The 14523-nt window shown below is 42.9% G+C and carries 13 protein-coding genes; all 13 read left to right on the top strand.

The window, feature by feature from the left end:
* Window position 1: 1 nt before the first annotated feature.
* Window positions 2-913, top strand: coding sequence for a hypothetical protein (locus tag QHG54_RS03615; RefSeq protein WP_317992922.1), 912 nt, complete (start codon window positions 2-4; stop codon window positions 911-913).
* A 98-nt stretch (window positions 914-1011) separates the two neighbouring features.
* Complete coding sequence (locus tag QHG54_RS03610) at window positions 1012-2154, top strand: N4-gp56 family major capsid protein (protein WP_406604460.1); 1143 nt, start codon at window positions 1012-1014, stop codon at window positions 2152-2154.
* Window positions 2155-2173: 19 nt separating this feature from the next.
* A complete protein-coding gene (locus QHG54_RS03605; protein ID WP_317992924.1) occupies window positions 2174-2623 on the top strand; it encodes a hypothetical protein in 450 nt (149 codons plus the stop codon).
* Between the two features lie 72 nt (window positions 2624-2695).
* Window positions 2696-3394, top strand: coding sequence for a hypothetical protein (locus QHG54_RS03600; protein ID WP_406604459.1), 699 nt, complete (start codon window positions 2696-2698; stop codon window positions 3392-3394).
* Window positions 3394-4851: a hypothetical protein gene (locus tag QHG54_RS03595; protein ID WP_406604458.1), complete on the top strand. Its 1458-nt coding sequence runs from the start codon at window positions 3394-3396 to the stop codon at window positions 4849-4851. The genes QHG54_RS03600 and QHG54_RS03595 overlap by 1 nt, the downstream gene beginning before the upstream one ends.
* A gap of 41 nt (window positions 4852-4892) precedes the next feature.
* Complete coding sequence (locus tag QHG54_RS03590; RefSeq protein ID WP_317994023.1) at window positions 4893-5276, top strand: hypothetical protein; 384 nt, start codon at window positions 4893-4895, stop codon at window positions 5274-5276.
* Between the two features lies 1 nt (window position 5277).
* Complete coding sequence (locus QHG54_RS03585) at window positions 5278-6333, top strand: tail fiber domain-containing protein (RefSeq protein ID WP_317992926.1); 1056 nt, start codon at window positions 5278-5280, stop codon at window positions 6331-6333.
* Window positions 6333-8168, top strand: a complete 1836-nt coding sequence (locus tag QHG54_RS03580) for a hypothetical protein (protein ID WP_317992927.1) — start codon at window positions 6333-6335, stop codon at window positions 8166-8168. The genes QHG54_RS03585 and QHG54_RS03580 overlap by 1 nt, the downstream gene beginning before the upstream one ends.
* Complete coding sequence (locus tag QHG54_RS03575; protein ID WP_406604457.1) at window positions 8161-10377, top strand: hypothetical protein; 2217 nt, start codon at window positions 8161-8163, stop codon at window positions 10375-10377. Before QHG54_RS03580 ends, QHG54_RS03575 begins: the two co-directional genes overlap by 8 nt.
* Window positions 10377-11369 carry a transglycosylase SLT domain-containing protein gene (locus tag QHG54_RS03570; RefSeq protein WP_317992929.1) on the top strand — a complete coding sequence of 331 codons (993 nt, stop codon included), beginning with the start codon at window positions 10377-10379 and terminating at the stop codon, window positions 11367-11369. The genes QHG54_RS03575 and QHG54_RS03570 overlap by 1 nt, the downstream gene beginning before the upstream one ends.
* A complete protein-coding gene (locus QHG54_RS03565) occupies window positions 11362-12342 on the top strand; it encodes a tail fiber protein (RefSeq protein ID WP_406604456.1) in 981 nt (326 codons plus the stop codon). Before QHG54_RS03570 ends, QHG54_RS03565 begins: the two co-directional genes overlap by 8 nt.
* A 9-nt stretch (window positions 12343-12351) precedes the next feature.
* Window positions 12352-12615: a hypothetical protein gene (locus QHG54_RS03560; RefSeq protein ID WP_317992931.1), complete on the top strand. Its 264-nt coding sequence runs from the start codon at window positions 12352-12354 to the stop codon at window positions 12613-12615.
* A gap of 6 nt (window positions 12616-12621) precedes the next feature.
* Window positions 12622-14511, top strand: a complete 1890-nt coding sequence (locus tag QHG54_RS03555) for a hypothetical protein (protein WP_406604455.1) — start codon at window positions 12622-12624, stop codon at window positions 14509-14511.
* Window positions 14512-14523: the final 12 nt, after the last annotated feature.

The following is a 14523-nucleotide window of genomic DNA, read 5'->3' as shown; positions in this document are numbered from 1 at the left end:
GATGAAAGAAGAGTTTACGCCTGAAGAACAAGCAATCTATGATGAACATTTTGCCAGTGATCATGCTGTTGAGTTGGTCGAGCCTGAACAAGTTGAGGAAGTTTTTGATGCAGAGGAAAGTTCTGAACAGCCACCTGTAGAACCACTTCAGGAGCAGCCAAATTCTGATGCAATAGAATTTGATAAACTAGAGCAAGAGCGGCAAGCACGCCAAAAGGCAGAACAAAGCGCCATTGAAGCGCGTGAATTGGCTCTTGAACTTGCACAAAAATATGCCGCAATGCAGGAAGAAATCACGCGCCGCCATGAGAAAAATATTCCCTCCCTAGAAGACGACCCAAAAGCACATGTTGCATGGCTTAGTCATAAGGTACAGGAACAACAGAAATTGCTTGATGAGTTTTCTCAGATGAGAGAGAGCCAAGAGCGCATGAGTCAAGAGGAATATGAACGCCAAAAGTTAGGGGATTATTTCGAGGAAGCCAAAGCGCAGGTACAAGACAAATATCCAGATTTAGATAGTATCACGGACTACCTCTATGAAAGAGCAGACAATGTTCTCCAAGCGCAAGCAAGCCTTTATCCGCAATGGAAAGATCCTGTGGCACGGCAACAGCAAATTGGTGCTGAATTGCGCCAAATATGCCAGCAGTGTCAGAAAGCCGGTATAAACCCAATTGAGGTGCTGGTGCAAAAAGCAAAAGCTTTTGGGTATAGTGGTGCGCCCGTTAAGGACGAAGTAGGAGCTCTTCAAGAGCGCTCTCAAGCAGCGCGGACGCTTACAGCGCGCGGCGGACAAGTTCCAACAGGCGGTATGGATGTGAGAACGCTCTTTTCCATGCCAGAAGCCGAATTTGCTGTATGGGTTGAGAAAAATCCCGAAAAATTTGAACAAATTATGAGCAGAGCATGAAGATGTGCGTGGTGACGCAACAGAGAGAACCAAGTGATTTTTATCGTTTGGGGGTGCCGCAAGGCGAGTTTTAAAAACCAAGAAAGGCATTAATTGAAATGGCAGTAACAGAAGTAAATCTTAATGACCCATTAGCCGTTGGCGTTTGGGCTAAGATGCTAAACACAGAAACTTCAAAAGCGTTGCCCATTGCACCGCTGATGGGAAAAGGCAAAAACAGCATTATTCAAGTATTGGATATGCTAGGAAAATCCGCTGGTGACTCTGTGACGAGCGGATTACGCGTCCAACTTATGGGGGATGGCGTTAGCGAGGGACAAACGCTGGAAGGCAATGAAGAAGCACTCCAATTTATGAATGAAAAGGTGCGCATCAATGAGCTTTCTCATGCTGTACGTGTAAAATATGAAGGCACCATTGATCAACAACGTGTTTTATTTAATTTACGAACAGAAGCAAAGGATGGGCTTGTTGATTGGTATGCAGATCGCTTAAGTTTGATGTTCTTCATTCAGGCAGCAGGCTATACAGCACCATGGATTCACTTCGAAGGACGCACCATAACCCTTAAACCCGTACATTATGGTTTTAATGCTCCATTAGAGCCAAGCAAATTGCGTATTATTCGCCCTGCTAAGAAAAAGACTGATGAAGAACTTACAAAAGACGATGTTTTTACATTAGATCTTATAGATCAGGCTGTTGAACGCGCTAAACTTGCTAATCCACGTTTGCGCCCTGTTCGTGTTGATGGAAAATCGGCATATGTGATGTATCTCCACCCAACACAGGTAACTCAATTGCGTACCAATACAAAGAGTGGGCAATGGTTAGACATTACCAAGGCGGCTTATGATGGCTCTGGAGCTAAGAACCCAATTTTTGAGGGCTCTTTGGGGATGTATAATGGTGTCATCTTACGTGAAGCTGAACATGTGCCCAATGGTATCAATTCAAAGACACAAGAGCCTGTAACATCTGTTCACCGTGCCGTGTTGCTTGGTGCACAAAGCGTTATCATGGCTTATGGGCGCGTTGGTAATGGAGCAACAGGAGGTGATGGAAAAGGGGGAACACGCTATAAACTTGTTGAAGAACTGTTTGATTATCAACGTGAATTTGGGGTTGCAGCAAAAACCATTATCGGCATGAAAAAGTCACGCTACACCTTGCCGCATTCTGATCAAGGGGGACAAGACTTTGGCACGATTGTTATCCCTTCTTTTGCCGAAGCAAGCTAATTATTAAAGGATGACAATTATGGCAGAAAAATCGCTAATTACACAGGAACCTGATGAAACCGTTGAGACCGTTGAAACTGTTGGCATGATAGATGAGGGATTGCCACCTGTTTTGCAAGGACGCAACAACTCTACGCAGCAGGTTAGTTTTTTACGGGCGCGTGTTAAATGTACAGACCAAGGGTTGATAACGAAAATTGGCGTTCTACCCCGTGGGGCTTTTATAAAAAGTATTACAGCTTATGTCATGACGGATTTTGAAGATGTAACAGCTACATTTGGAAAAGAGCCTCATGGCAATGATTATGGAGATGTAAGGCTTACGCAATCTACCAATAGCAATCTGTACCTACCGATGGAGGAACGAGATGTTCCGCTAGAGGCTGAAAATGCGATTTACATGACACGAGACAAGAAAAGCACCAAAGGTGATGCTGAGGTGATTGTTGAGTTTTACACTAATCGTTAAAGGCAAGGGGGCGTTTATTGTTTGCGTCCCCTTCCCACACAAGATGCCCCAAGAGATTTGGCAGAGGGTGATATGACAATAATAGTACAGACAGGTGGTCCGATTGGAGAAAAAGAGACCATTGTTCCTTGGGATAAAAATTTTATCCAGATGTTAAACGATATTCAGGATGAAATAGATGATCAAACCGATGAATATGTTGATCAAGTACAAAGAGCAATATTTTCGGCCATTCGCTTTTGTGAACGATTGCCTTTTTATTTCAATGAAAGCCGTGAAATTGTTTTCACCACTCTAAAGGGCAAAAGCCGTTATGGTGCAGAGGCACATCCCTCTGTAACAGGTGCTGTTCGGATTGTTGATGCTTACGTTTATGAAAATAATCACAGCAAAGCAAAGCTTTTGCAGGTAGATCCGCTTGTTATTGAGAATCTTGAGAATGATTGTAACAATGGCATGCCTATGCGCTATGCTTATTTTGAACAAAAGCTTGTCTTGTATCCAACACCAGACCGAGTTTATTCCATTAGGCTTATTCTTGATCCTGTGAGAATAAAAGACATTGAGAGCGCACAAGAAGCGTCGATATGGTTTTGTGAAGCCTATGAATTGATCAAAACCCGCGCAAAATATGAAATTTATACCAATATTATTAAAGAACCACAGATGGCAGCGGCAGCTTTTGCCATGTTCCAAGAGCAGTTAGATGCATTGAGAATTGAGACTTCGCGGCGCAAAAATCTGTTCAAAATTCAACACACGGATTTCTGATGACCTTTATCCCTATTGCTGAGTATAGACCAGATGTTGCATTTATTAATAGCGGTTATTCTCATGAGATAGTGAATGTTTTGCCTGCACCAAATTCGTATATTCCGTTTCCTATGGTTGTGCCGGTCTCAGATCCTTTTCCGGATGTGATTTTGGGGGTTTATGCTGTGCGTTCATTGGGTGGTGTGCGCATCATTGTGGGTGCACCAACAAAGCTTTACGAATATGACAACAGTACGCGCGGCTGGAAAGACATTAGCAAGCCTCACACACAATATCACGCCAATGAGAACGCACCTTGGTCTTTTGCCTCCTTTGGTGATCATATCATTGCTGTTAATAGCAATGACCCACCACAAATGCTTTCGTTAAAAATGGATGAAAGGTTTTGTGATTTGAGCGGCAATCCGCCGCGTGCTGGACTTGTGCGGGTATGGGGTGATTTTGTTTGCCTGATGCAACTAACAGATAAGCCAAATCGTGTTCAGTGGTCAGGTTTGAATGATGCAACACACTGGACAGTTGGGGAGAAAAGTTGTGATTATCAAGATTTTCCCGATGGAGAATATGTTCAAGGGTCTACGGAATCAACCAATCCCCTTATTTTTATGCGCTCTGCTATTTATCACGCAACCTTTGTGCCCGGATCCAAAATTATATTCAGTTTTGCAAAAATAAAAGACAAAATAGGTGCGAAAAGCAGTACAGCAATTGCAAGCCGTGGAGACTGTACTTTCTTTGCATCTGATGATGGTTTTTATCAAATCAACAGTGTTGGTGAAATGCTTCCTATTGGTTTTGGTAAAGTCGATAAAACTATCTTCACACTTTACAATAATTTTGCCATTGATGAGATGAGGGCATGTATTGATCCGGTCTATTCTCGTGTTTATTTTTCTCTCAATGACAACACGGAAGGGATGCATATTTATGTTTATGATTGGCTCTTGCAGATATGGAGTGTCATTAAAGGGCAGAGCCTTCTCTTATTTCCCCTCTTTGCAGCTGGTTATACATTAGAGGGCTTAGATGCAGTCGAAGAGAGCTTGAAAGATTTACCAGCTTCTCTTGATAGTAAAATGTGGCAAAATGGCGCGCCTGTTTTGGGAGCCTTTACGCCAGACAACACATTTGGTTTTTTTGCAGGTCCTCCGATGGAAGCAGTCATTGCTTCACAAACTGTGGGGGATACGGGGAGGCAAATCAACCTGATGAGTGAGGCTTTTGTTCAAGCTGACACAACAAATGGTCTTTTAAGTGTTGGGGCGGCATTTATCATTGATGACAAGAACCAATTAAATTGGGCTAGAGAGCGTTATGCCGGCTATAATAATGGGATGTATAATATCCGTTCACGAGCGCGTTATCACGCCTTGCGTCTGAGAATACCCGAAGGCACGCCATGGACGCATATAACAGGCTTTGATGTGACCCTTAAACCCGCAGGCATAAGATGAGTTTTAAGATCTATAATACAGAAAAATGGAGCGCTGAACAAATGGCGCCTTATTTTGACAATGTCATAAAATCAATAGCGTATTTTAATCAAAAATTCCCTGATGATTATAATACAGAGATCATTTTAAACGATATTTTGAACGGAGAAAAAGTTCTTTGGATTATCGTTGATGCGCATGAAAATTTTATGGCGCATGTCACAACACAGTTACAGGAACTCGTCACTGGAGCATTAAGGGCGGTTATTGTCACGCTTGGTGGGAAAGGAGGAGCGCCCCTAACGAAGCTTATCACTCAGATTGAAGCTTATTACAAGGAAAAAGGGGCAAAAGAGCTTGTCATCATAGGCAGGCGTGGGTGGAAAAAATCTCTTAAATCGCATGGATATCTCGTTAATCTTTTAGAATATAGAAAGCAGCTTTAATATGGGAAAAAGGTCTAAACCAATCCAGAATACCCAAAATACGACGCAAACAAATGAACCGCCTGCATGGGCAAAAGGTATTTTTGAACATGCAGCTCAAGATGCCATGACTTTTTATAATCAAGGCAGTGGAAAAGCGGTTTATGATGGACAGCGTGTTGCGGGTTTAAGTGATCAAACAAAGAATGCGATTAATGGGCTTACCAATAATACGCATAACTATGATAACAATTATTTAAATGGATTAGCCACAGGGCAAAATTCAACAAGCCAAAACTTAAAAAATATGGCTTCAGGGCAGCAGATAGGCAACAACCCTTATTTTAATGAAGCACTTCAAAATACGTTAAATAAAGCGACAAACTCTATTAACAGTTCGCTAGCAGGGGCAGGGCGTTATGGTTCAGGTGCACATACCGGCGTTCTTGCTAATGAATTGGGGGGCATAGCAACACAAGCTTTATCACAGCAATATAACCAAGATGTCAACAATATGATGAATGCCAATAGCTTAATTGATCAAGCAAACCAAAATCAGTTGGCGGGCGCCAATAACTTCTTTCAAGGTCAAGGTCAGGCAAATCTTAATGCGTTGACGGGAGGGAGTGTACTTGATGCCAATCATCAACGGCAATTGGATGAAGAGCGGCAAAAATGGGAGCAGCAGAACAATCTTGATTGGGATCATTTAAGTAAGTTGCTTGCTGTTGGTGGGGCTGTTGCTGGAAATTATGGAACACGAACAGGACAAATGACGACATTTACTCCGCCGCCAAGACCTAATCCATGGGAGATTGTTGGAAATGTGGGAACCATACTTGGTACTTTTGCTGGGCTTAGCGACATCAGAGCGAAAGAAAATATCGTGCAAGTGGGGCAGCGAGAGGGACAAAAACTCTATGAGTATAATTACAAGGGCTATCCAGAGCGCTATCGCGGGGTGATGGCGCAAGACGTTTTAAAGTCAAAGCCTGAAGCTGTTTTTTACAATAACGCGACAGGTTTTTTGCATGTGGATTATGGCAAGCTTGGCTTTGAGATGGAAAGGGTGCAGTGATGGAACAAGAAAACACAAATTCTCTTTTAAAGTTGTTTGATCCAAAATTTTTGCGTCCTTTGATGTATCAGGTCATGCCTCAATTGCCAGGGCATTTGTTCAAACAGCTTTCTACGCCTCCAAGCATGCCTTTAGAAGGACGATACAAGCCAAGTTTTTTAGAACGCGCTGCTTTTAGCACAAATCCTTTTGATGCGAGCAATGGGGATAATACTCCACAAAAATTGAGTCCTACAGAGCTTATTCGCGGTGCTCAAGCAGGAAGAGGAGAAGTTGGAAAAAAAACGCCAGCAGAATTGATTATGTCTACAGATGATTTAAAGCGCCAAATGCCCCCCTTGCCGGATGTTTCAAAGGATACTGTTAGGATACAAGAGGCGCCAGAGCAACAAAAGCATGACTTCTCAGAACAGGGAGGTGTTGCTTCAATGATCCCTCAATCTCCATTTGTTGGGAACATTGATAAAGGGAGTGGAGATGAAGCTGGGCGACAGCAGAAAAATGTGATGGATTATATCGCACAGATCAACAACAGATCTATGGCAGAAAATCCGCAGGAGAGCAGCCCTGTCAATCAAGAAAAACTTTCTCATACGCCCATTCCAGAAGAAGAACATTTAAAAGCAAATGCTAAGCCCGAACAGGCAACGGATTATGTAAACGCAGTTGGAAATTTTATCCATAAAGATGCAGACCCAAGTAGCTTATGGGAGCGTTTTAGAAAATCAGAATTTTCCGAGCATTTAATGGATTTTTTTGCAGGGCTTGCATCAGGAAAAACACCGCAAGAAAGTTTTTCAAATGCGGCGCTTGTTATGCGGCAGGGCAATAATGTACGTGCACAAAATAGACCAATTTTTGAGTTTTTACGCTCTAAAGGATATAGTGATAAAGACGCACAAGCCCTCGTGCAATATCCAGATCTTGCCATGAAAGTTATAGGCAACACGTTAAGCCCTCAAGAAGGTTATAGAACATTGACATCAGAAGAAAAAGCGGAACAGGGATTGCCTGAGGATATGACTTTCCAAGTCTCAACAAGCACAGGGAAAATTATACCTGTTCAAGGGGGACAGCGTTCCACTGCTTCTGGATTAGAGGGGAATACTGATAACATGCTGTCAAAGCCTGAAGCAGGTTATATGTATGTTAAGGATAAAAATGCACTTGGTGGCATACGTGCGGTGCCAATTGCAGGCAGTGGTGCAGAACATAAATTAATTCAAGAACAGAAGGAGGAGGAGCGTAAAAACCAACAAACACAAATGCAAATTCTGGATACAGAGGACATATCAAATCGTATACTCTCGGTATCTAAAGAATTGCTGAAAATTGTTGAGGAGAACCCGCATGTTACTGGTTTCCTTGGTTATTGGGAGTCATTCATACCTGGTTTTAAGGCAAAAGATTTCGGGCATATGCTTGATTCATTAAAGGCGAATATTGGGATTGATGCCTTGAGAAAAGCAAAAGCATTTTCACCAAATGGCGCATCTGGCTTTGGGAACTTGTCTAATATGGAATTGCAAGCATTGCAAAACTCTGTAGCGGCGCTGTATCAAGATCTTTCCGCAGAGCAAATGAAGAAATCTTTAAAAACAGTTATTGACACTTTCAACAAATCCAATGCAGCAACGCGCGCAATTCTTTTTGGTGGCGCAGAAGCAACAAGCGAGCTCGTTCGAGCCGCCTATGGGAAAGATGCTTATAAAGGGAATAAGGGGAATCATGCACAGTCAAATGATCCACTAGAAAAACAGATAGAAGCATTGCCAGAAGGCACGCTGTTCGTTGATAGTGATGGACGCATTAAGGAGAAACAAACCAATGGCTGAAGTAATTCCTCCTCTTATTAATCGTAAAAACACAAGAGTCATTGGGCATATAAGTGACTATACACCAGAACAGCTTCAAGAACTTTTCGCGAAGAATAAGGAAAAGCTAAGAGATTCCATTACAGGAAATAATGGTGCAACAGAAGAAGATGATCCACATCCAAGTGCAGCGGGTGCTTTTGGATGGGGTGCTCTTCATGGGTTAACCATGGGGTATGATGATGAATTAGCCGGAATATTAGAAGCAGGTCCTATTGCTTATTGGACGGGAGATAAAGAGGCAGTCAAAAAATATAATGAAGTGACAAAGCGATGGCGAGATTATCAAAAAGCAGCAGATAGAGATCAGTTTTATCTATCTCTTGCGGGGAATTTAGCGGGTGCTGCAGCACCCGTAATTGCTTCTGCCCTCTTTCCACCCGCGGCAGGGGCTACTGCTGCTACTCGTGCGGCAATTGGGGCTGATGTTGTGCTGGGAGGAAGAGCTGGTGTTGCAGGAGCACAAATAACCAGTAAAGCTTTAGCAGCAGGAGAAAGGGCGGTGCAATCTGCTTTAGCAGAGGGTGCGGAACGGGCAGCGGCAAAAGCTGCAGGTGAAGCAGCAATGAAAGCAGTAGCAAGTAAAGGGGCGGCAAAATTTAGCTTGGGGCGTGCAGCAAAAACTGGAGCCATTTATGGTGGAATAGCAGGCAGTGGTGAGGGGGAAGGGCTTGCAGATACTCTAGTGTCTGCTGGGTTTGGTGCTGGGTTAGGTGCTGTAACTCCAGCTGTTGCCAGTGGTGTATCAAAAGCAACATCTTTTGCGACAAGATCACTTAAAAAAACACCTGTGGCTCTCAAAAACACAGTTGGAAAATTGTTTGGTAAAACTGAACCAGTAACACAAAGTGTAGAAAAAGAGGCATTTCAGATAAGCGATAGAGCGCTTAGGGATGTAAGCCAAACTTTAGGGGATGAAGGTGTTGATAAGCTTGAAAGGGCATTAAAACAGCGTGGTCCTGATTCAATGATTATTGATCTTCACGATGGGCTTGCTACAAGAGCTTTTAAGGCAGCAAAAAAAGACTATGATACATATTCACTTGTGAGTAATCGTTTGAACGAAAGGCAAGGTGCAAGTGTACTGCGGGTAAAGGATGCGTTGACAGATGTGATGGGTCCAAAAGTAGATACGCTTAATTTAAAGCAAGAGATTATCAAACAAGCACAGAAAAAGGCTGAACCATTTTATGAGAGGGCGAAAGCTTCTCCTATTTCTAATGCTGTCAGTAAAGATTTATCGCGGTTGCAAGAAACTCCTGCCTTCCAAAAAGCCTATAAAAAAGCAATTGCGCAAATGCCAAATGAAGCGGATGCAACAGTTATAGGGAGCAATGGATATCCAAAACTGAATATGCGGATTTTACATAAGATGAAAGAGGTTTTTGATGATCAAATTAATTCTGCACGTATCAAAGGAAAATGGGGATATGCTCGAGATTTGACTGATTTCAAACAACGCATTCTAGACGTTTTGGATACGTCATCTCCAGATTATGCTAAAGCACGGAAAATTTATTATGACGAGCGTACTATTGGTGATGCCCTCGAGCAGGGAGAGCAAGCGCTGAAGAAGAGCGTTAATCTCGATACAATCAACAGTCAACTTTCGGATTTGGGGCTAATGGAAAAAGATGCGTTTCAAAAAGGGATGCGGTCGCAAGTAGAACATGCGGCAGGCAATGCACAGAATTTTGAACACAGTCTTTTGAGTTTGTTTGACACGCAGAATGGTCAAGAAAAATTACGGCAGAGTTTTGGTGAGGATAAAGCCAAGCAACTTATGAAAGTGTTGCGACCAGAAGTGGAAAGAACAAAGCTTTTTGCACGATTGCCAAACCATATGGGTGAAGTAGAAGAGAGGGGGGCACAACAGACTATGGGTATAGGAAAGATTGCTTTCATCAAGGCAGTTGTAAAAAATTTCTTAGGGAAATTTGGACGCAAACTCTCAAGCGTCCATAAAGATACTGAGAGAGATATTGCAGCGCTTATAACAGCGCGGGAAAAAGGAGATTTTGGGTTAGCAAGAGAAAAAGCCGTTGAATTAATTAAGAAGTTTCATGAAGCAGAAAAGAAACGCTTAATAACCAAAGAAGACCACACAAAATTCTTCAATTTTCTTGGCATTCTTTTGAATGGCAGCGCTGATAGAACGGTTATAAACTAATGATCAATTTTCATCCCAATGTGAAGCGTGCTATCTCACAGGCAGCACAAAAATATGGTTTGCCAGAGAGCTTTCTTGAACGTGTTGCTATGATAGAAAGTAATGGTAATCCACATGCAAGAAATAAGAATAGCAGTGCGGGAGGACTGTATCAATTTTTAGATTCAACAGCAAAATACTATCAACTCAATAACAAGTTTGATCCCTTTCAAGCAACCGATGCTATGGCACGGTTAACGAAGGATAATACGCGTTATTTAGCTACAGCATTAGGCAGAGAGCCATCAGAGGCAGAGCTTTACCTCGCACACCAACAAGGACCAGCAGGGGCAGTAAAACTTATCAAAAATCCACATATTCCAGCAAGTCAGCTTTTAGGGCGTCAAGCAGTCACACTCAACGGTGGCAACATGGAAGCTACAGCAGAGGATTTTATGAATCATATTTATAGGCTTTATAATAAAACGGGAGATGCTTTGAAGAGAACGATACAGCAAAACCAAAGCAATGGGCAAGCAGCACCAAACGAGGTGGGTCCTTTGCGTGGGGTTGAGAGGCTTCAAAAGACACTTCAAGGTAATCAAGTGGGGCAGGATGATCAAGGGAGAAGCCAATTGATGGCATATAACACGCCATTGCCAAATAGAATGATGGCACCTGAAAGTGGAGAGAATCTGACAGGACAGGTTATGGAAACCACACCATTGCAAGCACAAGGTATTGATGCTGGCTCTCTTAAAAAGGGGTTCGCTAGTTTGCTTCATTTAATAAGAGAGAATGGGGAAAGACAAAAACAGCAGGCACAGATGGCACAACAACAAATGATGCAGCAACCAGTCATGGAGGGTTTCTCGCAATCGACTGGGCGCCCTATAGATTTAACACCTCTGATTGATCCCTCTAGGCGGCAATCTGTTGGTTCCTATGGGCGGCAAAAAGAAGAGCAATTGCGCGAAGAGCTATTAAGAAGAACGGGGGCTTATCATGTCTGATATTTACGACTGGTCACTCGCAGCTGATAAAAATGCGAATTCAGATAGTATCATTAATTGGGCTGAAGGGCAGCCGCCTAGCTCTGTCAATGATAGTGCACGGGCTATGATGCAGCGTATACGTGAATATCTTGCCGATAATGGTGGTTCTCTTGACTCAAAGTTTATTGTGAATGGAAAGGAACAAACCACATCAATCACGCTGACGACAGTTTCACCGATAGTGAAATATAAAAACGATATCATTATCCGCTTTAAGGCGCGTGGTATGAATATTGGCACAACGACAATAAATATAAATAATATAGGAGAAAAACTACTCTATAAAGCTACCAACATGGGGATAGTACCATTAGAAGGTAGTGAACTACAAAGAGGCGGTATTTATGAAATAGTTTATAATGATGGCGCATCAACAAAAGATCTTGAGGGCTGGTATCTGTTAAATCCCACTCCTATTCCACCACCAAAGGTCGAAACCTTTCCTTGTGGGTTTATTGCGACCTTTGCTATGCAAGAAGTCCCAAACGGTTGGCTTTTATGTGATGGTGCTACTTATAAGCGCAAAGATTATCCGCAATTGTTCAAAGCAATAGGCGATAAATGGGGAAAAGATAGCGATACAACATTTAATGTTCCCGATTTGCGTGGAATGTTTTTGCGGGGGCTGGATAGTGGAAACAAGATTGATAAAGGGCGTGTGTTAGGAAGCAGGCAAGAAGATTCCTTTAAAGCGCATACGCATGAGGGAAAAACAGATTCATCAGGTGCACATCAGCATCATATGCCCGGGATGCAATATGATTTGGCACGCCTTTATTCAGGACAAGCGAAGGTGATGTTCTATAATACTTCGATAGAGTCTCCGACAACTTTTGCTGGGGCGCACACGCACAAACTTTCCTTGGAGAAAACAGGTGGTGGTGAAACACGCCCTGTCAATGTCGCCGTTGTTTATGCTATAAAATCGTGAGTTTTTCTGATGATGAATAATCCGTCTGCTATTGATGATATTGCGGACGCGGAGCAAATCCGCGTCCTTTTTTATGCAAGCAATAGAATGGTTCATGCGCCATTGAATAAGATTCTTGATATTGTCAAAAGCGACATACAGCATGATCTTTTAAGCGCTTTGGTAGAATATAAAGAAGCAACAGATAAACGCATAGAGACCATGCAAAAACTTATTGATGAATTACAGTCTCTCATCCCCAAAAATCTCAAAAACAGACTTACTAAGGAATGAACCGCGATGCCATTACCCTATCATACGCATATATTTAAGCTTGAACCAGCAACAAAGAAAGAAGTCAAAGAAGGTGTTTTAGATAGTAAGGCTCTTGCACCTGTTTCAGTGGGGAGTGCAGCAGCTTATGAGGTAGAATATTTTGCAACTGCTGCTCAAGGGAAAAAGGCTGATGATGCTGTTGCAAAGAGAGATATTGGAGCTCTTGCTTACAAAGATAAGGTCACAATCCACGATATTGAAGCAAGTGGGAATCCTAGCGCAGATACTCTGTTATCAGGCGCTGGATGGGTAAAAATATCGCCTTTAGGGATTGGTGATATGAAGGCTGATATATATGACCCCAACAATGTAAGATCAAATGCCTTTTCCATGGAGAATATGCATGAGGGACCTAGCAAAAAGATCTTGACAGAAGAGGAAAGATTAAAGCTGCACTGGCTCAGTCCTCATGGACCCACAATGGAAAAGTGGCGTATGGGAAAAGAAGGCGTTCATTATCCTATCTCTCCTGTAGAACTGAAGAATACCATCAATTATTTTTCCTTATCAAAATCTCTTGGCATGTCAAAATCGGTCTATGATCCAAACAAAATAGCAAAAGATGTTTTTGATATGGAGAATATGAGAGAGGGGAACACGCATCTTATCTTCACATCTCAAGAACGTGCACAGGTTGCAAAAATTGATAAAATTGAAGATGAGGCACAACAGGCACAGGAAAGTGCACAACAAGGGCTTCATGCAGCAAGTGAGGCAAAGGACGTTGCAGAGAGTACATTAAGGACAGCGAAAGATGCAAAAGCTTACGCTGTAGATGCGAAAACGACTGCTGAGGTTGCGCAAAAAACAGCAGACAGTGCAAAATCTGTGGCAAGTGTTGCACAAGAAACAGCAGATAAAGCACAAAACACAATTCAAGCATGTTTCAGTGTTGCGGACAAAGCGCAAGAGACAGCAGAGAGTGCATTAGATGCTGCTCAAGTTGCAAAAACGAATGCTACGGATGCAAACGCTACTGCTGCTGCTGCACAAATGACAGCCTATAAAGCGCAAGATACAGCGCATAGTGTGCAGAAAAAAGTTGATCTCATTCAACCTCTTGCAAAACAAGACTGGATTGATGGCACAAAAACAGTTGATGCATTGATATCTCCTGTTGATTTACTTGCTTCAATTAAAGCCAATAGCTCAAACAATAACGGTGGCAGCAACAATGGTGGCGGGGTTAGCAAACCTATAGAAATCCTTATGACAGAAAGTGGAGATATTCCTTGGCCGGAAGGAATCACGGATGAAACTGAGATTGAAATATGGGCTTGGGGTGGTGGCGGTGGCGGTGTCAAGGATGGCGGCGGCGGCGGCGGTCAATGTGTGCATGTTAAAATGAAAGGTTCTGATTTAGATAAATTAAAAACAGCTTACATTGGTCGTGGTGGCAAAGGCAATGATAGCAATATTTTGTGCAATGGTGGTAGGACAATGATCAAAGGGCTTGTTTCTGCAAAAGAAAGGCTTGTTACTGCAGAAGGAGGATATTCCGTCTCCATGATTTTTGTTAACTTTGGAGGAAAAGGCGGGGATGGAGGAGGAAACAGAGGCGGTACGAGTGGTGAGAGCTTTATTTTTTCCGGTGGGAATGGTGGAGGGAGTGGAAGTGACGGCAAGAGAGCTGGTACTGGTGGAAGCTCTTTTCTTGGCGGCGGCGGCGGCGGCGGTAAATGCAAGGGGTCTATCATGGGGCAGGGTGGTGAGAGTTACAAAGGTGGTAAAGGTGGTCGTGGCGGGAATGGAGCTGGCGGCGGTGGCGGTGGATATTTCGACGGGAAGCCCGGCGGTGATAAAATTGGCGGTGATGGTGGAGATGGTGCAGTACTCATAAAGATATATTTATAGGGTGGAATGAAG

The organism is Bartonella gliris (assembly GCF_045277155.1).
In the GTDB taxonomy this organism is placed as follows: domain Bacteria; phylum Pseudomonadota; class Alphaproteobacteria; order Rhizobiales; family Rhizobiaceae; genus Bartonella; species Bartonella gliris.
This window is presented reverse-complemented; position numbering and strand designations above follow the sequence as displayed.